Origin of the sequence: Alcaligenes sp. GCM10023179 (assembly GCF_042653705.1) — a bacterium.
GTDB lineage: Bacteria > Pseudomonadota > Gammaproteobacteria > Burkholderiales > Burkholderiaceae_B > Alcaligenes > Alcaligenes phenolicus.
The window spans coordinates 442,656-458,953 of record NZ_JBHSIQ010000001.1 but is presented as its reverse complement, the minus strand read 5'-3'; the positions used below and the strand labels follow the sequence as shown (position 1 = coordinate 458,953).

At 57.5% G+C, this 16,298-nt stretch carries 18 protein-coding genes; 11 read left to right on the top strand and 7 right to left on the bottom strand.

Annotated elements, in window-relative coordinates; all coding sequences use genetic code 11:
- Nucleotides 1-27: 27 nt before the first annotated feature.
- From cydC to ACFPDR_RS02045, 6 genes are read right to left on the bottom strand one after another with little or no spacing between them, the layout of a single operon-like run.
- Nucleotides 28-1,722, bottom strand: a complete 1,695-nt coding sequence (cydC, locus tag ACFPDR_RS02070; RefSeq protein ID WP_374697486.1) for a thiol reductant ABC exporter subunit CydC — start codon at nucleotides 1,720-1,722, stop codon at nucleotides 28-30.
- Entirely contained in the window at nucleotides 1,719-3,419 is a 1,701-nt protein-coding gene (gene cydD / locus ACFPDR_RS02065) for a thiol reductant ABC exporter subunit CydD (RefSeq protein WP_035270303.1), read from the bottom strand. Before cydD ends, cydC begins: the two co-directional genes overlap by 4 nt.
- Nucleotides 3,420-3,560 carry a cytochrome bd-I oxidase subunit CydX gene (gene cydX / locus ACFPDR_RS02060; RefSeq protein ID WP_009458674.1) on the bottom strand — a complete coding sequence of 47 codons (141 nt, stop codon included), beginning with the start codon at nucleotides 3,558-3,560 and terminating at the stop codon, nucleotides 3,420-3,422.
- Between the two features lie 14 nt (nucleotides 3,561-3,574).
- On the bottom strand, nucleotides 3,575-4,726 hold the full coding sequence (gene cydB, locus ACFPDR_RS02055; protein ID WP_035270300.1) for a cytochrome d ubiquinol oxidase subunit II: 1,152 nt from the start codon (nucleotides 4,724-4,726) through the stop codon (nucleotides 3,575-3,577).
- A 15-nt stretch (nucleotides 4,727-4,741) separates the two neighbouring features.
- Nucleotides 4,742-6,325 (bottom strand): cytochrome ubiquinol oxidase subunit I, encoded by a 1,584-nt coding sequence (locus ACFPDR_RS02050; protein WP_009458662.1) that lies wholly within the window; start codon nucleotides 6,323-6,325, stop codon nucleotides 4,742-4,744.
- A complete protein-coding gene (locus ACFPDR_RS02045; protein ID WP_009458660.1) occupies nucleotides 6,318-6,884 on the bottom strand; it encodes a GbsR/MarR family transcriptional regulator in 567 nt (188 codons plus the stop codon). The genes ACFPDR_RS02050 and ACFPDR_RS02045 overlap by 8 nt, the downstream gene beginning before the upstream one ends.
- A 157-nt stretch (nucleotides 6,885-7,041) precedes the next feature.
- On the opposite strand from ACFPDR_RS02045, the gene ACFPDR_RS02040 reads away from it, so the two are divergent.
- From ACFPDR_RS02040 to ACFPDR_RS01995, 10 genes are all read left to right on the top strand, one after another.
- Nucleotides 7,042-8,031 carry a KpsF/GutQ family sugar-phosphate isomerase gene (locus ACFPDR_RS02040; RefSeq protein ID WP_021447172.1) on the top strand — a complete coding sequence of 330 codons (990 nt, stop codon included), beginning with the start codon at nucleotides 7,042-7,044 and terminating at the stop codon, nucleotides 8,029-8,031.
- 2 nt (nucleotides 8,032-8,033) lie between these two features.
- A complete protein-coding gene (locus tag ACFPDR_RS02035) occupies nucleotides 8,034-8,639 on the top strand; it encodes a KdsC family phosphatase (RefSeq protein ID WP_080655515.1) in 606 nt (201 codons plus the stop codon).
- Between the two features lie 2 nt (nucleotides 8,640-8,641).
- Entirely contained in the window at nucleotides 8,642-9,262 is a 621-nt protein-coding gene (gene lptC, locus ACFPDR_RS02030) for an LPS export ABC transporter periplasmic protein LptC (protein ID WP_009458655.1), read from the top strand.
- Nucleotides 9,259-9,909 carry a lipopolysaccharide transport periplasmic protein LptA gene (gene lptA / locus ACFPDR_RS02025; protein ID WP_021447173.1) on the top strand — a complete coding sequence of 217 codons (651 nt, stop codon included), beginning with the start codon at nucleotides 9,259-9,261 and terminating at the stop codon, nucleotides 9,907-9,909. Before lptC ends, lptA begins: the two co-directional genes overlap by 4 nt.
- Before the next feature lie 18 nt (nucleotides 9,910-9,927).
- Nucleotides 9,928-10,719: an LPS export ABC transporter ATP-binding protein gene (gene lptB, locus ACFPDR_RS02020; RefSeq protein ID WP_009458653.1), complete on the top strand. Its 792-nt coding sequence runs from the start codon at nucleotides 9,928-9,930 to the stop codon at nucleotides 10,717-10,719.
- A 189-nt stretch (nucleotides 10,720-10,908) separates the two neighbouring features.
- Nucleotides 10,909-11,235 (top strand): ribosome hibernation-promoting factor, HPF/YfiA family, encoded by a 327-nt coding sequence (hpf, locus tag ACFPDR_RS02015; protein WP_009458652.1) that lies wholly within the window; start codon nucleotides 10,909-10,911, stop codon nucleotides 11,233-11,235.
- Nucleotides 11,236-11,389: 154 nt separating this feature from the next.
- On the top strand, nucleotides 11,390-11,890 hold the full coding sequence (locus ACFPDR_RS02010) for a PTS sugar transporter subunit IIA (RefSeq protein ID WP_051316301.1): 501 nt from the start codon (nucleotides 11,390-11,392) through the stop codon (nucleotides 11,888-11,890).
- Nucleotides 11,862-12,788 carry an HPr(Ser) kinase/phosphatase gene (hprK, locus tag ACFPDR_RS02005; protein ID WP_009458650.1) on the top strand — a complete coding sequence of 309 codons (927 nt, stop codon included), beginning with the start codon at nucleotides 11,862-11,864 and terminating at the stop codon, nucleotides 12,786-12,788. Before ACFPDR_RS02010 ends, hprK begins: the two co-directional genes overlap by 29 nt.
- Nucleotides 12,789-12,886: 98 nt before the next feature.
- The gene (gene rapZ / locus ACFPDR_RS02000; RefSeq protein WP_009458649.1) at nucleotides 12,887-13,762 is read left to right on the top strand and encodes an RNase adapter RapZ; all 876 of its coding nucleotides are present in this window, start codon (nucleotides 12,887-12,889) and stop codon (nucleotides 13,760-13,762) included.
- Nucleotides 13,759-14,847, top strand: a complete 1,089-nt coding sequence (locus ACFPDR_RS01995; protein WP_035270291.1) for a septal ring lytic transglycosylase RlpA family protein — start codon at nucleotides 13,759-13,761, stop codon at nucleotides 14,845-14,847. The genes rapZ and ACFPDR_RS01995 overlap by 4 nt, the downstream gene beginning before the upstream one ends.
- Before the next feature lie 11 nt (nucleotides 14,848-14,858).
- Here the strand turns inward: ACFPDR_RS01995 and rsmI are convergent, their stop codons facing one another.
- Nucleotides 14,859-15,797 (bottom strand): 16S rRNA (cytidine(1402)-2'-O)-methyltransferase, encoded by a 939-nt coding sequence (gene rsmI / locus ACFPDR_RS01990; protein WP_035270288.1) that lies wholly within the window; start codon nucleotides 15,795-15,797, stop codon nucleotides 14,859-14,861.
- Between the two features lie 34 nt (nucleotides 15,798-15,831).
- On the opposite strand from rsmI, the gene ACFPDR_RS01985 reads away from it, so the two are divergent.
- Nucleotides 15,832-16,290 (top strand): YraN family protein, encoded by a 459-nt coding sequence (locus ACFPDR_RS01985; protein WP_321387599.1) that lies wholly within the window; start codon nucleotides 15,832-15,834, stop codon nucleotides 16,288-16,290.
- Nucleotides 16,291-16,298 lie beyond the last annotated feature (8 nt).

Here is a 16,298-nt window from a genome sequence, read left to right as displayed (position 1 = left end):
GCTACAGACTTGACCCGAAGTGTCCTTTTAGTTTGGTCCTAAAGTATCTATTGCTGCGCCGGATTTACACTGCAAACGCCCCGCCTCAAACTGATAAACGCTATCGACCAAAGGCAGCAAACGGGTATCGTGTGTCGCCATAATCACAGTTTTCCCCCGCGCTGCGGCCAGAATATCCTGCATCAAGGCCTGACTGGTAGGGCCATCCAGACTGGCCGTAGGTTCGTCCAGAAACCAGATATGGGCAGACGACAACAGTACACGCGCCAGACACAGGCGACGCTGCTGCCCCAGGGACAATTGCTGCCCGCCCTCGCCCAGCCAGGTATCCAGCCCTTGGGGCAAATCGCGTACCACACTGTCCAGCTGGGCATCGTGAAGAGCCTGCCAGATTTGTTGCTCTGAAGCTGTCGGTTCTGCCAGCAAAAGGTTATCTCGCACCGAACCCAGAAACAGCGGCGAGTCCTGTGCCAGCAAGGCGCAATGATCAAACCAGCTGGCGCGGCTCCAATGCTGGGCTGCTTTACCCTCAACCAGATACTGCTTTCCCGAAACAGGCAACAAGCGCATCAGCACACCCAGCAAGGTGGACTTGCCGGAACCACTGGGGCCAAAAATAGCAATGTGCTCGCCAGCTTGGACTTGCAGCGACAACTGCTCCAATACAGGCTGTGAACCGTAGGAAAAATTCAGATCTTTGATTTCCAGGCAGGCTGGCTTGTCCAACGCAATCGCCTGCCCTTGCGCCTGATCGGTTTCCTCGGGCTCGTCCAGAATGGTCAGCAAACGATTGCTGGCTGCCTGAACCTCTCCCAAGCGGGACGCACCGCGCATCATGGGTGCCATGATCTCGAACAAGCCCAGCAAAGCCAGCACCAGCCCCACCCACAAGGGGCCGCTCATGGCTTGCAGATTGACTTGTTGCGCTCCAACCAGCAGACAGGTCATCAAGGCCACGCCCATCAAGACCTGCTGGGAAAACTGCCCGACAATGCCCCAGCCATTACTGCGCAAACGGGCTTGCCCCAGTTCCAGTCCCAGCTTGTCCACTTGTTCCTGCACGGCATCCGCAGCGGCAAACACCTGAATATCAGCATAGGCGCGGATGGCCTGATGCACCAGAACACGCTGGCGGTTTTCCAGTTGATGGACTTGCTGGGCTGCACGGCTGGCACCACGGGCGCAAATGTACGGAATCAGACAAGCGGCAATCAGCAAACAAGCCAGAATCAGCCAGGCCCACCAGGACAGCCAGGTTTGCAGCACAGCGCTAAACACCAGACCAGCCACCACAGCCGTAGTCAGCGGCACCAAAATCAGCAAAAGCACCAGATCCAGCACAGCCACGTCAGAGGTCAGGCTGGAAGCCAGCTCCCCATCCCGAAACTGGGCCAAGCGAGACTGACTGAATCGGCTCAAGCGTCCGAAAACCAGGCTGCGAATGCGTACTTGCAAATCCAGCGTCAGGGCATGACCGACGACGCGCTCCAGATACCGGGAAGCGATACGCCAAAAAGATAGGCCGCGAATCATGGCCGAAGGGCCAAACAGATTGAATACGATGCCCAACGTAGCCAGAAAAGCGCTGCTTAGAAACCAACCAGCCACACCCAGCAGACCAACACCGGCCGCCACCGTGCTGATCGCCAGCAGAACCGTAAACAATACGGCCCCGCGTCGGGCGCGCAGGCTGGAACCTAAGAGACGAAACCACGCTTTCATGCCGTCAGGACTCCTTGGGCAATGTGCAGTTGGTTCGAGCACATGGCCGCCAGTTGCTGGTCATGCGTGGCCACGACCAGACAGCGTCCCTGACAGAAGCGCAGAATATTGCGCATGACACGATCCCGGGTCGCCGCATCCAGGCGGGAGCTGGGTTCGTCCAGCAAGACCACATGCGGGTCTGTCAAAAACAGGCGGGCCAGTGCCAAACGCTGAATCTGGCCACCGGAAAGCCCAAAACCACCCTCGCCCAGCGCTGTTTGCAAACCATCGGGCAAGGCCCGTACAAATTCGGCTGCACAGGCTTGTTCCAAGGCTTGCCACAGCTGTTCATCACTGGCTTGTGGGGCTGCCAGACGCAAGCCATCGGCAATGGTCCCCATGGCTAAAAAGGCCTGCTGGGAAATCAGTACGACGCCATCATGGCGCGTCAGCAAGCGCCCAGCAGTATCGCTATTGCGCAGCAAAATTTCACCCTGCGCCAAGGGGCGCAAACCAATCAGACTTTCCAGCAGACTGGTCTTGCCGGAACCGCTGGCCCCCAGCAAGGCGTAAGACTGATCTATATAAAGTTGCAGGCCGGGCACTTCCAGCAAGGTCCCCTGCCCGCCCAACTGCGGCAAATGCAGATGACGCAATACCAGTACCGGCAAGTTGGGAAAAACCGCTTCATTGTCGGCGCTGGTGGGAGCCGCAGGAATCAAGTCCTGGCCCAAGTTTGCCCACAGCCTGTCGACTTCTACCGCAGCCGCACGCGCCGCTGCCCGATCATGATAATTAGCGGCCAATTGGCGCAAGGGCTGGTAGGCCTCCGGAGCCAGGAGCAAACAGAACAAGCCTTGTTGCAGGCTAATGCCCGAGAAGGACTCGCCCAGATAGCCCAGGTAACCCAAGCCAATGTAGACGGCTATCCCGGCCACACCCAATGCCGCGAAGAACTCCAGCACAGCCGAAGATAAAAACGCGATTCGCAGCACTTTCATGGTACGTGTGCGCAGCTCCTGACTGGCCAATTCCACACGCTGCAACTCGTCCTGCCCACGCCCCATCAAGCTAAGGGTAAAAATGCCGCGCAGCCGGTCGGCGAAAAAGCCGGACAGTCGCAGCGTTGTTTGTTGTTGTTCACGGCTGGCCGCTTCCGCCCCCCAGCCCACCAAGGCCATGAACAGGGGAATCAGGGGCGTGCTCAACAAGAGAATCAAGGACACAATGCCATCCACCGGCAAGACCGCCAGCACTAGCGCCAAAGGAACCAGGGCTGCCGCTGCCATGCAAGGGATATAGCGAGTCACAAAGCCATCCAGGGCTTCAATTTGCGTGATCAAGCTGGTGGACAGTTCGCCGCTATTGCTGGCCCGCAAACGCGGCATCGTACTGCGGAAGAGTCGGGCAAACAGCTCGGAGCGCAGTCCTTGTTTCAGATGTTCTGAAACCTTTTGCGCACGGCGCTCGCCAAAAGCGGAAATAGCGGCACGCAGCAACAAAAGTGCGGCCACCATCAGGATAGAGAAAAGCTGCCCGGTCCAGGGCAAGCCATCGACCACAATTGCCTGCACAATCTTTGCCAGCAACCAGGCCTGAGGAATCAGTAAAGCGCCGGCCAGCACAGGGGCCAGCATGGAAGCCCGCAAAGCCGTGCGGGCGCGGCTGGAAAATTGCCCCAGCCATTGTTGCGCCGTTGGACTTTGCGGTGTCAATCAGACCTCGATATCTGCTTTAGCCTTGGAGGCGGCTGCGCTCTGCAAAGCCGTGTTTTCACGCAGCTCGAACCACATCGCATTCAGGATGGAGAATGCGCAGGCCAGACCCAAACCTAGAACCCAAGAGAAGTACCACATATGCGCTGGCCTCCTTAGTAAGAATGAGAAGAATCTTTCATGCTGGCAACCGACACCTTGCCACGCATTACGCTATACACCCAGGAGGTATAGAGCACGATGATGGGCAGGAACACCAGTGTCACCAGCAGCATGATCCACAAGGTCAGATGACTGGCAGAGGCATCAAACAGGGTCAGGCTGGAACCGGGGTTCAAGGACGAAGGCAGCAGGAATGGGAAGACGGCAAAACCAAAAGTCAGGATGATGCCAGCCAGTGCCAAGGACGAGAACAGCAAAGCCAACAAGCCGCGACCACGACCAGCCAGCAAGGCACCGAACAGCAAGCCCGCAAAACCGACAATGGGGGCTGCCCACAAGGCAGGCCAGGTACGATAGTTAGCCAACCAGGCACCTTCAACCATATCGACCGTCTTGCCAATCGGGTTGGACATGGCGTGGGCCGCCTCGGGCCAAGGCATGCTATAGCCATTCATGGCACTGATCCACCAGCCGCCGGCAGCAAAAGCCACAATGGACAGCAGGCCCAAAGGCATGGCCCAGGCACGCGCACGACGAGCCACATGATCACTGCCCTTCCAGGCAACAACCACCGCACCTTGGAAAGCCAGCATCAGAACGCTGAGCAAACCGCACAGAATGGCAAAGGGCTGGAACAGACCGAAGAAGTTGCCTTGGTACATGGGACGCAGCGTGGTCTCGTCAAAGCCGAAAGGTACGCCCAGCATCACGTTCCCAATAGCCACACCAAACACCAGAGCACAAACCAGACCGGAGGCGGTCCAGATCGCATCCCAGTTACGACGCCAGCGCGACGAGCTGAGCTTGCTGCGGTACTTGATGGCCACCGGGCGAACAATCAAGGCGACCAAAAGCAACATCATGGCCAGGTAAAAGCCCGAGAAAGCCATGGCATACAGCAAAGGCCAGGCCGCAAAGGCCACACCACCGGCCACGATCAACCAAACCTGGTTACCTTCCCAGACCGGGCCAATCACGTTGTACAACGTGCGCCGCTCATCATCAGTGCGAGCAACCAGCGGCAACACCATGGCCACACCCAGGTCGGCCCCGTCCATGATGGCAAATGCCGCCAACAAAACGCCCAGCAGCAACCACCAGATGATGCGCAAGGTGTCGTAATCGAGAAGAATCAAATTTTCCATGATGGTTCCCCCTCCTTAACCGCGCAGCAACGGAGCGTTGCGCGAACCATAAGACAAAGCGGAAGGTGTGGCGGTCTCGCCAGCCTCGTCCGGCCCTTTACGCACCGAGTGCAACATGACCTTGATGCCAATCACCGCCAAGGTGGTATAGAGCAACAGGAAGATGGTCATACTGATCATCAAGTCCACAAAGGACAGACCAGAGGCCGCATAGTAGGTAGGCAAGACACCTTCAATCGCCCAGGGCTGACGTCCGAACTCGGCCACAAACCAGCCACATTCGATCGCAATCCAAGGCAGGGGAATGCTCCAGACCGCTGCTTTAAGCAAGCGCGGGTGACGTTGCAGTCGGTCACGCGATGCCAGCACAAAAGCCACGCCAAAGAACAGGATGAAGTACAGCCCCAGCGCCACCATCACACGGAAGCTCCAGAACAGGGGTGCAACCTGTGGCACCGTATCCCAGGCAGCCTGGGCGATGGTCTCGGTATCGGCTTTGGTAATGTCGTCCGTATAACGCTTGAGCAGCAAGGCATAGCCCAGGTCTTTCCAGTTATTGTCAAAGACGCGGCGGGCCTCGATATTGCTGTCATCAGCGCGCACCAGCTGCAGTGCCTCGTAAGCGCGCAAGCCATTGGCAATACGAATCTTGGCATGTTCGACCAGTTCATTAATGCCCAGCATGGGGGTACTGACTGAGCGTGTACCGATCAAACCCATCACCCATGGAATTTCCACGGCAAAGCGATTTTCACGGGCCTCCTGATCAGGCCAGGCCAAAAGATTGAAACTGGCAGGGGCTTCCTCGGTTTCCCACATGGATTCCATGGCTGCAATCTTCATTTGCTGGTGTTCAGTAGTCAGGTAACCACTTTCATCACCCAGCACCACCACGGACAGGGACGCTGCCAAGCCGAAACTGGCCGCTACCGTCATCGAGCGCTTGGCCAGATCAATATGGCGACCACGCAGCAAGTACCAGGCACTGATGCCCATCACGAACATGGCACCCAGGACATAGCCGGCACTAACGGTATGAACAACTTTGGCTTGCGCAACGGGATTGAGAATGACCTCGGCAAAGTCGGTCATTTCCATACGCATGGTGTGGGGGTTGAAGATGGCACCGACCGGGTTTTGCATCCAGCCGTTAGCGACCAGAATCCATAGGGCCGACAGGTTGGTACCGATGGCAACCAGCCAGGTAACAATCAGGTGTCCCAGCTTGGAGAGGCGATCCCAGCCGAAAAAGAACAGGCCGACAAAGGTTGCTTCCAGGAAAAAAGCCATCAAACCTTCAATGGCTAGCGGTGCGCCGAAAATATCGCCTACATAGTGACTGTAATAGGCCCAATTCATACCGAACTGAAACTCCATCACAATCCCGGTTGCGACACCCAGGGCAAAGTTAATGCCAAAGAGTACGCCCCAGAACTTGGTCATGCGGCGCCAGATGGCCTTGCCCGTCATGACATAGACGCTTTCCATAATGGCCAGCAAAAAAGACAGGCCCAGCGTCAAGGGAACAAATAAAAAGTGGAACATCGCGGTGGAAGCAAATTGCAACCGCGACAAGGTAACGACATCCAGATCAATCATGACGACCCCCAGTTTGATCAGCTTTGCGAATCTTCCCGGCGAACCCCAGCACTTTCTGAACTTTGCTACCTAAACGCATCAGATTTTGCAGGGTTTCGGGCGGTAAGTGATGAACCTCGTCAAACCAACCACAAGCCAACTCGATCAATTCCAGCATTTCGTTAATGCGCTGCTGCCCATATTCCTCTTCGTCATTGACGGGCGCTTCCATTAGGATACTTCGCAATAAGGTCAATGTGGGATCAATCTCGCGCTTACGCTTTTCCTCCACCAAAGTACGGAAAATATCCCATACATCCTTGGGAGATTCAAAGTATTCGCGGCGCTCGCCAATCTTGTGCGTCATGTTGACCAGTCGCCAGGACTGCAACTCGCGCAAGCTCATGCTGACATTGGAGCGGGAGATGCCTAGCGTTTCAGCGATCTCGTCGGCGTGGAGGGCTTCGGGGGCAATGAACAGCAGCGCATAGATCTGGCCCACCGTCCGGTTGACCCCCCAGCGCCCGCCCATCTCCCCAAAGTGCAGAATAAAACGCTCTGCCTGTGGTCCTAGATTCATGGCTTCCTGAATTTTCAGTAATTACTGAAATTACAAAACAAGACGTATCTTAACCCTAAACTATTCGGCTTGCCACTGGTCCAAGGCCATCTGACCTTACAATTTGCCTCCTGCAAATCTACATGCCAAGCAGACACTTCACGTTTACAATTTCGCCATGAATACACCGGCACTTTTAGACCCCGCACATATCCTGTCCTCGGCACAACGCACCTTCGCCATTGAAGTTGACGCGTTACAAGCGCTGGGCGGGCGTCTGGACCAAAGTTTTGTAGAAGCCACCAAACTGCTCGTGCACTGTCAGGGCCGTGTGGTGGTGACCGGCATAGGCAAGTCCGGCCACGTAGCGCGCAAGATCGCGGCTACCTTGGCCTCGACCGGCACTCCCGCTTTTTTCATGCACGCTGCCGAAGCCTTGCACGGCGACCTGGGCATGATTACCAAGCAGGACGTGGTCATTGCCATTTCCTACTCTGGGCAGGCCCAGGAACTGGTCACGGTGCTGACTGTGCTTCGCCGCATGGGCGCCAAACTGATTGCGATCACCGGCAATGCCCAGTCCGAACTGGCCCAAAATGCCGACCTGCATCTGGATGCCCATGTAGAACATGAAGCCTGCCCACTCAACCTGGCTCCCACGGCCAGTACCACAGCCGCCTTGGTATTAGGCGATGCACTGGCCGTTGCCTGCCTGGAAGCACGAGGCTTTAGCCGCGAAGACTTCGCCCGCTCCCACCCCGGTGGTGCGCTGGGCCGTCAACTACTGACGTTTGTGCGCGACATCATGCGCAGCGGCGAACAACTGCCTATCGTCTCCCCCGAGACCCTGATTCCCGATGCCCTGATAGAAATGTCCAGCAAAGGCATGGGCATGACTATTGTCACGGACGCACAAGGCCACCCCGTTGGAATGTTCACCGATGGCGACCTGCGCCGCCTGATTGCTCGTGCCGGCGATATACGCAATCTGCCAGTATCTGAAGGCATGTCGCGCGAACCGCGCAGCATTGCCGCCGAAGCCCTGGCCATTGAAGCAGCCGAGCAAATGGATGCCCTGCGTATCAGCCAAATGCTGGTATTGGACACAAACGGGCTACTATTGGGAGCTCTGCACATGCACGACCTGTTGGCTGCAAAGGTAATCTGATCATGATGAATACGCCCACCATCCCGCTCCATCCCGCTGAAGCTCAAATTCTGGCCAAGCTGCCCGAGAACGTGCGCACCCAATTACGTCAGTTGCGCATGATGGTGTTTGACGTGGACGGCGTGCTGACCGACGGACGCCTGTGGTACAGCGCGAACGGCGAGGAGTTCAAGAGCTTTCACGCTCTGGACGGCCACGGTTTACGCATGCTGGGCGAAAGCGGCATTCATGTCGCCCTGATTACCGGACGCGAAAGCGGCATCGTATCGCGTCGCGCTGCCGAACTGGGCATTCCTTTTGTTTACCAGGGCGTACGCGACAAAATTGCCATCCTGACCCAACTGGCTCAGGAAAACGGCCTGTCCCTAAGTGAAGTGGGATATATGGGCGACGATCTGATCGACTTGCCCGCCATGCAGCGCGTGGGTTTTTCCGCCAGCGTGCCTGAAGCCCCCTTCTATATCAGTCAAATTGCCAGCTGGGTAGCCACACAGCCCGCCGGCCACGGCGCAGTGCGCGAATGCTGTGATGCCATCCTGGCCTCCCAGGGTCGCCTTGCGCCCTTTATTACAGGTGGTCCTTTGAAGACCACGGGAGTCATCCAGTAATCATGCGTGACCGTCTACCCACCGTCATTTCCCTGTTGTTGCTGACCTTGCTGGTGCTGGCAACGCTGTGGGCGGTCGATTACACCCAAAGCTCGGTCGCCATTGACCCGCCGCGCCGCATTACCCACGAACCCGACTCCTGGGCGCGCGACTTCACCATGATCAGCTCCGACCAAACCGGGATGGCCATCAGCCGCCTGGATGGCAAGATTGCCTATCACTACCCGGATGACGACTCGCACGACATTACTTCCCCACGCGCGGTCAGCAACCGGGCCGATTCGCCCCTGACCATTGCCACTTCCGATACGGCACATATGAATGCAGGCGGGGACACCATCACCATGAAAGGCAATGCCCATATTCACCGCCAGGCCACACCTGATGACGAGGCGATGGACGTGCGCAGCGAAGTGCTGATCATCCTGCCCGAAGAGGACGTGGTGTACACCAACGAACCGGCCCTGGTCGTCAACGGCCAATCCACCATGCGCGGTACCGGGATGCGTTACGATAATCGCGTTCGCCAATTGAACGTCATGTCGGAATCCGACGTTAAAATCTCTGGCCAACAAACACAAAAAGCGCGTTCTTCCAATAGCTCTAAGGATTCCCCTCCATGACCACGCCTGACAGCGCCCGCCTGGGCCACAAGCCCAAGCTCTCTCTTAGCCTTTTGCGTGGTGCCCTGGCCCTGTGCCTGAGCACTGCCAGCCTGGCTTTGCTGCCTACGGCCCCTGCTCTGGCCCAAGCGGCTGCCTCTGCTGCCGCCGAACCGGACACCTCCGTGCTGTCCGATACCCTGACTTACGACGATATTGCCAAGCAGACCATTTACAAAGGCAACATCATCCTGACCCGTGGCGCCATGACCTTGATGGCTGACCAATTGGCCATCGAGCAGGACGCGGAAGGTTTCCAGCATGGCACCGCAACGGTGACCGAGCGCGCCCGTGTCACTATTCGTCAGGAAGACCCGGCCAAGTTTGAACTGATGGTCGCCGAAGGTGTCCGAGCTATCTATAACGGCAAAACCGAAGAGGTCGAGCTGATTGGCAAGGCAGTCGTCAATCGTTATGTTTGCGGCAAGCTGCAGGACTCTGTCCAGGGCCAGCGCATTATCTACCGCCAAAAAGATGGCACGTACCAAGCCTTTGGTGGTTCGGACTCCGCCACACGTGATGGCCGGGTCCGCTCTGTGGCCCGCCCACGCGCCAATGCCGATGCTGCTCTGGCCGAATGCCAACGCAAGTCCTCCCCCCGCAAATAGCCCGGACCCCCTTGAATCATGGTTGCTTCTAACAACCCGTCTACCCCTACTCGCGCCAGCCACTCGACCAAAGGCAGCTTGATTGCACAAGGACTGCGCAAGACCTACGGCAAACGTACGGTCGTGCAGGATGTTTCTTTGAATGTGGAAAGCGGCGAAGTGGTGGGCCTGCTAGGCCCGAACGGGGCTGGTAAAACCACCAGCTTCTATATGATTGTAGGCATTGTGCCCGCCGATGCAGGCCGTATTGAAATTGATGGCACGCCCATTACCGCCATGCCCATGCACAAGCGGGCACGGCTGGGCCTGTCCTATCTGCCCCAGGATGCGTCCGTCTTTCGCCGCCTGACGGTCGAAGAAAACATCCGCGCTGTGCTGGAGCTGCAACTGGACGATAACGGCCGCAGCATCAGCAAGAACGACATCAACGAGCGCCTGGAAACCTTGATCAGCGAGCTGCAAATTGCGCACATTCGTCAAAATACCGCCCTATCCCTGTCTGGTGGCGAGCGCCGCCGCGTAGAAATTGCCCGAGCGCTCGCCAGCAACCCCCGTTTCATTCTGCTGGACGAACCCTTTGCCGGGGTGGACCCGATCGCCGTGATTGAAATCCAGCGCATTGTGCAATTTCTGAAAGGCCGCAATATTGGTGTGCTGATTACCGACCACAACGTGCGCGAAACCCTGGGCATCTGTGACCGCGCCTACATCATCAGCGAAGGCACGGTACTGACCAGCGGGCACCCGTCCGAGATCATCGATAACGAAGCCGTGCGCAAGGTTTACCTGGGCTCGAACTTCCGAATGTAAGCCGACTTGTGGCCCTGTAACGGGGCCTGTCGGAGCAAGGGTTTTCCTGCACACCGCAGATTGATCCAGGTCATGTTATCTGACCAACATATAGGTATACTGGAATATCCAAGATCAGTAGTAAGGAGGCTAAACACGAAGATATTCCCCCCTCTGAAACATGTTGTTTGACTACTACGGAGAGCCTATATGAGCCTTAACATCACTGGCCGTAATCTTGACATAACTCCTGCCATTCGCGACTACGTCAAAAGCAAAATTGGTCGAATTGAAAAGCACTTCGACAACGTGGTTGACTCGCAGGTTATGCTTTCCATTGAACGCCTGAAGCACAATGCCGAAGTGACCGTCCGTGTCCCCGGCAAAGATATACACTGCGCCTCTTCAGACGAAAACTTGTATGCCGCCATCGATCTGCTAGCCGACAAGATCGACCGCCAGATTCTGAAATACAAGGAAAAGGCAAACAGCCATGCGCATGAGCCCGCCAAGCGGCTCGAAGTTCCGGCAGCCTGATCACGCCGAACTGTTACAGCAGGCATAGCCGCCTGCCGACAAACCCCGTTCTTTCAGAAGTTCGGGGTTTTGTGTTTCTTGGCACAGTGTCCGCCTGTTGTTAGCCATCCAAAAAATGTTTAGCTAAAAAACATTCCCCCCTATAATGGCCGTCATGAATCTCTTGTCGCGTATTTTGCCTTTGTCCAACGTGGTTCTGGATCTTGCTGTTACCAGCAAGAAGCGCGCTTTTGAACAAGCCGGACTGATTTTCGAGAACCATCACGGCATTGCCCGGACAGCCGTTTTCCATAGCCTGATCGCTCGCGAGCGTCTGGGCTCCACTGCCCTTGGCCACGACGTAGCCGTCCCGCATGGCCGCATCAAGGACTTGAAAGAGCCTTGTGCCGTTTTCATGCGCTTGGCCGAACCAGTGCGTTTTGATGCCAGCGACGGTCGTACCGCCAGCTTGCTGTTCTTTTTGCTGGTTCCCGAAACGGCTACTCAAATTCACCTGGACCTGTTGGCCGAGATCGCCCGTTTGATGGCCGATCAGGACATCCGCCAGGCGCTGGCCCAGGAAACGGACCCTGTTCAAATCCACCAACTCCTGACCCAGACCCCTGATCTCAACGCGGAACACCCCGATGCTGACAGTTCAAGAACTGGTCAATGATAATCATGACAAGCTCGAGGTAAGCTGGGCAGCCGGAAAACAAGCTGCCCAACGCCCCATCCCCGATCTTGGCGCCTCTGCCGCGGATTTGGTCGGCCACCTGAACCTGATCCACCCTGGCCGCATTCAGGTTTTCGGTCCTGAAGAACTCTCTTTTTACAACCGCTTTGACGTCAAACGTCGCCTGCATCATCTGGATGATCTCAGGCAAGGCGGTGTTCCTGCCCTGTTCATTGCCAACGACGCCGTTGCGCCCGACGATCTGATCCAGTTTTGCGAAACCCAAGGGGTGCCGCTGCTCTACACCCCTATCGATGCGGCCCAACTGATCGATTTGCTGCGCATCTACCTAGGCAAACGTCTGGCCCCCAAAACCACCATGCATGGCGTGTTCATGGATGTGCTGGGTCTGGGCGTGCTAATTACCGGCGAATCCGGTCTGGGTAAAAGTGAACTGGCACTGGAGCTGATCTCCCGTGGGCACGGGCTGGTTGCAGACGATGCGGTTGAGCTGTCCCGCACGGCTCCCAACATGATTGACGGCCAATGCCCGCCCCTGCTGCAGAACCTGCTGGAAGTACGCGGGCTGGGACTGCTGGACATTCGCACCATTTTCGGCGAAACCTCCGTTCGTCGTAGAATGAAGCTTAAACTAATTGTGCACCTGGTTCGTTCCAACCCCGACAGCTTCGAGCGTCTGCCTACACAGGACCAGACCCAGGAAGTGCTGGGGGTGGACATCAAACGCGTCATGCTTCAAGTGGCAGCCGGCCGAAATCTGGCCGTGCTGGTGGAAGCCGCCGTGCGCAACACCATTCTGGCCTTCCGCGGCATTGATACCATGGGCGACTTCATCGAGCGCCAGGCATTGGCTATCATGAATAGTCGCGACGACTAGGCGCTCAAGGGCCGGTTGGCACTTAACGGCCCTGACAGCTTTGTCCTGTTTCACCTAAACGCTGCCCGACGGGCGGCGACTCGGAGCCCTTTGCCACGATGCTGAAAGTTGTATTGATTACCGGCATATCCGGTTCGGGAAAATCAGTTGCCTTGCGCCTGCTGGAAGATACCGGCTACCTGTGCATCGACAACCTGCCACCCCGATTTCTGGCCGAATTTGTCGAGCGCTCTGCCGAACAAGGGCTGGAGCGTCTGGCCGTTGCCATTGACGTGCGCGGCGCCGGTGATCTGGACATCCTTCCCGGTGTCATCAGCAAACTGAATGAAGAAGGCTACTCCCTGCGCGTCCTGTTCCTGAACGCCAGCGATCACACGCTGATGCAGCGTTACTCGGAATCACGCCGTCGTCATCCGTTGACAGACCGCTTGCGTCAGGATGGCCGCTCGCCTTCCCTGGAAGAATGTATTGCCGTTGAGCGTGAAATGACGGCCCCCTTGCGCGAGCTGGGCCACATCATCGACACTACCGACCTAACCCCTGGCCAATTACGCGCCTGGATTCGGGATTTGGTGCAGGCCGACCGCGCCAGCGTGGTGCTGACTTTCGAATCCTTTGCCTACAAGCGTGGCGTGCCCGGCGATGCAGATCTGGTGTTCGACGTTCGCTGCCTGCCCAACCCCCACTACGACCCGGAGCTGCGCCCCATGACAGGCCGCGACGAACCAGTAGCCAAATGGCTGGCCCAGTTCGGTTCCGTCGAGACCATGGTGGATGACATCGCCGGCTTTGTACGTCGCTGGTTGCCTTTGTATATGCAGGACACCCGCAACTACCTGACGGTCGCCATTGGTTGCACCGGCGGTCAGCACCGTTCTGTATACGTTACCGAACAACTGGCGCTGCGTTTTGCTGATTACGCCCCCTTGCTGGTGCGCCATCGCAATCAACCGCCCATTAATCCCGTCCCATGAGCCCAACTGTACGCAAACTAGGCGCCATCCTGAGCATCCTGGCCTTATTGGCTGGATGCGCTTCCAGCCCCAAACGCGCCAAGCCCAAAGCCAAATCAGGGGCCACCGTTTCAGCTCCCCGAGGCGGGGGCTACTACAAAGACGATGGCCCCGACGCCCGCATCCCAGCCAATCTTCAAGCCACCCCCGACGCAGTTCCCCGAATAGAACCCATCGCCCGCAGCAATACCCGCCCCTATACCGTGCTCGGCAAAAGCTTTGTTCCCCACACTTCACACAAAGCCTTTACCCAGACCGGCACCGCCTCCTGGTACGGACGCAAGTTTCACGGCAAGAAAACAGCCAATGGCGAAACCTACGATATGTACGCCATGACGGCGGCGCATCCCACCTTGCCCATTCCCAGCTATGCTCGCGTGACCCGGCCCAAAACAGGCAAATCCGTCATTGTGCGTATTAACGACCGCGGGCCATTTCATAGCTCACGCATCATCGACTTGTCCTACGTTGCCGCCGCCAAGCTGGACTTGATTGCGCCCGGCAGCGGCACCGTGGTGGTTGAATCCATCACACAGGAAGAAATACGGAGTGGCAGTTTTGGCCGGGGTGACATTGAACTTGCCGAGGCTCCGGCTCCCAAGCCGGCTCCCGCCGCTCCGGCCCCCAAATCCAGCCTGGTGATTACCGAAAAGCTGGAGCCCACGCCGGACGCCTTGGCCGCCTTGTCTGAGCAAGACATAGAGGTGGAGCTGGACGATTCGCCTAGCTGGAGCAGCGACGCCAGCGATCAGCAGTTGATTGTGCAGTCCTCACCCGCTGCCACCAGCAAGCCGCAGGCCCCGTCCGGCCAAAGCCGGGTCTACCTGCAATTTGGCGCTTTTTCTGCCCGTGAAAATGCGGCTGCCCTGGCACAGCAGTTGAATCGCCAGATTGCGCAGATAGAGTATCGCGATGCCCAAGTACAGATGCACAACGATCTGTACCGGGTACAAATTGGCCCGTATCAGAATCGGACCGAAGCAATTAACGCGGCTTACCGTATCCAGCAGCAAACGGGCTTGAGCCCTTCGGTTGCCGTTCGCTAAACCCAGGCGCCCTAGTCCTTGGGCGAGTTCGCCAGACCCCAGGCATACAGAACATCACGAGGAATTCCGGTCGCCTGGCTGGCAATCCGGGCTGCATCACGCAGCGAGACCTGCTCCAGCAAGGCTTTCATCCAGCGCTCTGTAGTGGCATCCAGCGCAGGCGCATCTTCGTCCACTTCGCGCACAGCGTCATGCAGAATCAGGACAAATTCACCCTGCTCGCGGTGGCTGTCTTCATCCAGCCAGCCCAAGGCCTGCCCCAAAGGCACGGTATGAATTTGCTCAAAACGCTTGCTGAGTTCACGTGCAAAAGTCAGTTCGCGCTCCGGGCCACACACCTCTTCCATATCGCGCAAGGCCGCACGCAAACGGTGAGGGGACTCAAACATCAATACCGGCATACCCAGGCTGGACCAATGCTGCAGCCACTTACGGCGCGCCACAGTTTTGGGCGGCATGAAACCGGCAAAAGCAAAAGCGGGGTTCTCGTCACTGGTTGCACCACTACCCATCAGAGCGGTAATGACTGCCGAGGCACCGGGCAAAGGAATCACCTGAAAGCCCGCCTCCCGCACTGAACGTACGACGCGAGCACCGGGGTCACTGACAGCAGGCGCGCCCGCGTCCGATACCAAGGCCACTCGCTGCCCCTGCTCCAGACGCTCGATAATTGCCTGAGCGGCTTGGGCCTCGTTATGGCGATGCGCCGCCATCAAAGGCGTTTGTATGCCCCAAGCCTGCAGGAAAGGACGGGTTGCCCGCGTATCCTCTGCCGCAATAATGTCGCATAGTTCCAGCGCCTGCCAGCCGCGCAGGCTAAGGTCTCCCATATTGCCAATGGGCGTGGCCACCACATACAGGCAAGACTGTGGCCAGACCTGACCTTGCACCTTGTCCATCATGCTTTGCCAGACGCCGGCATTCCCTGTTCGGTTTTCGGTATCGCTCATGCTTGATCCTGCTTATTGATCATCGTGTATCCCTATGAATCCCTTCGAATACGCTCGCCAGGCTCAAAACCGGCAACTGCGGCGCAAACAGCGTAGTCGTCCTGCAGCCAGAAAGGACGGGCCACGGCGCTCTCCCAGCCAGCAATGCGGCGACCAGGCTGAACAGCGCGCCTGCGATCATGTCACCGCGCAGGGTGCCCATATTCTGGCCCGTCAACTGGGTGCTCGCTTTGGGGAGATTGACCTGGTTCTGTGGCATCAAGATCATCTTGTCTTTCTGGAAGTGCGCCAGCGCAATCACAAGGGCTACGGCGGGGCGCTTGCCAGTGTAAACCGGCACAAGCAACGGCGCTTGATCCTGACAGCCCAACAATGGCTGCCGACGCTATGCCAGCGCTATTTCCAGGGCAGGCTGCCCGCCTGCCGATTTGACGTTATCGCCATTGAAGACGACACCCTGACCTGGATCCAGAACGCCTTCGAGCAGCGCTGAAAAATAAA

What these genes read in the sequence shown, in the direction of transcription:
- hpf (WP_009458652.1), top strand. Translation starts at nt 10,909, where the DNA reads ATGAGCCTTAACATCACTGGCCGTAATCTTGACATAACTCCTGCCATT.
- cydX (WP_009458674.1), bottom strand. Translation starts at nt 3,560, where the DNA reads ATGTGGTACTTCTCTTGGGTTCTAGGTTTGGGTCTGGCCTGCGCATTC.
- rsmI (WP_035270288.1), bottom strand. Translation starts at nt 15,797, where the DNA reads ATGAGCGATACCGAAAACCGAACAGGGAATGCCGGCGTCTGGCAAAGC.
- ACFPDR_RS01995 (WP_035270291.1), top strand. Translation starts at nt 13,759, where the DNA reads ATGAGCCCAACTGTACGCAAACTAGGCGCCATCCTGAGCATCCTGGCC.
- ACFPDR_RS02040 (WP_021447172.1), top strand. Translation starts at nt 7,042, where the DNA reads ATGAATACACCGGCACTTTTAGACCCCGCACATATCCTGTCCTCGGCA.
- lptB (WP_009458653.1), top strand. Translation starts at nt 9,928, where the DNA reads ATGGTTGCTTCTAACAACCCGTCTACCCCTACTCGCGCCAGCCACTCG.
- lptC (WP_009458655.1), top strand. Translation starts at nt 8,642, where the DNA reads ATGCGTGACCGTCTACCCACCGTCATTTCCCTGTTGTTGCTGACCTTG.
- ACFPDR_RS02045 (WP_009458660.1), bottom strand. Translation starts at nt 6,884, where the DNA reads ATGAATCTAGGACCACAGGCAGAGCGTTTTATTCTGCACTTTGGGGAG.
- ACFPDR_RS01985 (WP_321387599.1), top strand. Translation starts at nt 15,832, where the DNA reads ATGAATCCCTTCGAATACGCTCGCCAGGCTCAAAACCGGCAACTGCGG.
- ACFPDR_RS02035 (WP_080655515.1), top strand. Translation starts at nt 8,034, where the DNA reads ATGATGAATACGCCCACCATCCCGCTCCATCCCGCTGAAGCTCAAATT.
- cydB (WP_035270300.1), bottom strand. Translation starts at nt 4,726, where the DNA reads ATGGAAAATTTGATTCTTCTCGATTACGACACCTTGCGCATCATCTGG.
- ACFPDR_RS02050 (WP_009458662.1), bottom strand. Translation starts at nt 6,325, where the DNA reads ATGATTGATCTGGATGTCGTTACCTTGTCGCGGTTGCAATTTGCTTCC.
- lptA (WP_021447173.1), top strand. Translation starts at nt 9,259, where the DNA reads ATGACCACGCCTGACAGCGCCCGCCTGGGCCACAAGCCCAAGCTCTCT.
- cydC (WP_374697486.1), bottom strand. Translation starts at nt 1,722, where the DNA reads ATGAAAGCGTGGTTTCGTCTCTTAGGTTCCAGCCTGCGCGCCCGACGC.
- ACFPDR_RS02010 (WP_051316301.1), top strand. Translation starts at nt 11,390, where the DNA reads ATGAATCTCTTGTCGCGTATTTTGCCTTTGTCCAACGTGGTTCTGGAT.
- hprK (WP_009458650.1), top strand. Translation starts at nt 11,862, where the DNA reads ATGCTGACAGTTCAAGAACTGGTCAATGATAATCATGACAAGCTCGAG.
- rapZ (WP_009458649.1), top strand. Translation starts at nt 12,887, where the DNA reads ATGCTGAAAGTTGTATTGATTACCGGCATATCCGGTTCGGGAAAATCA.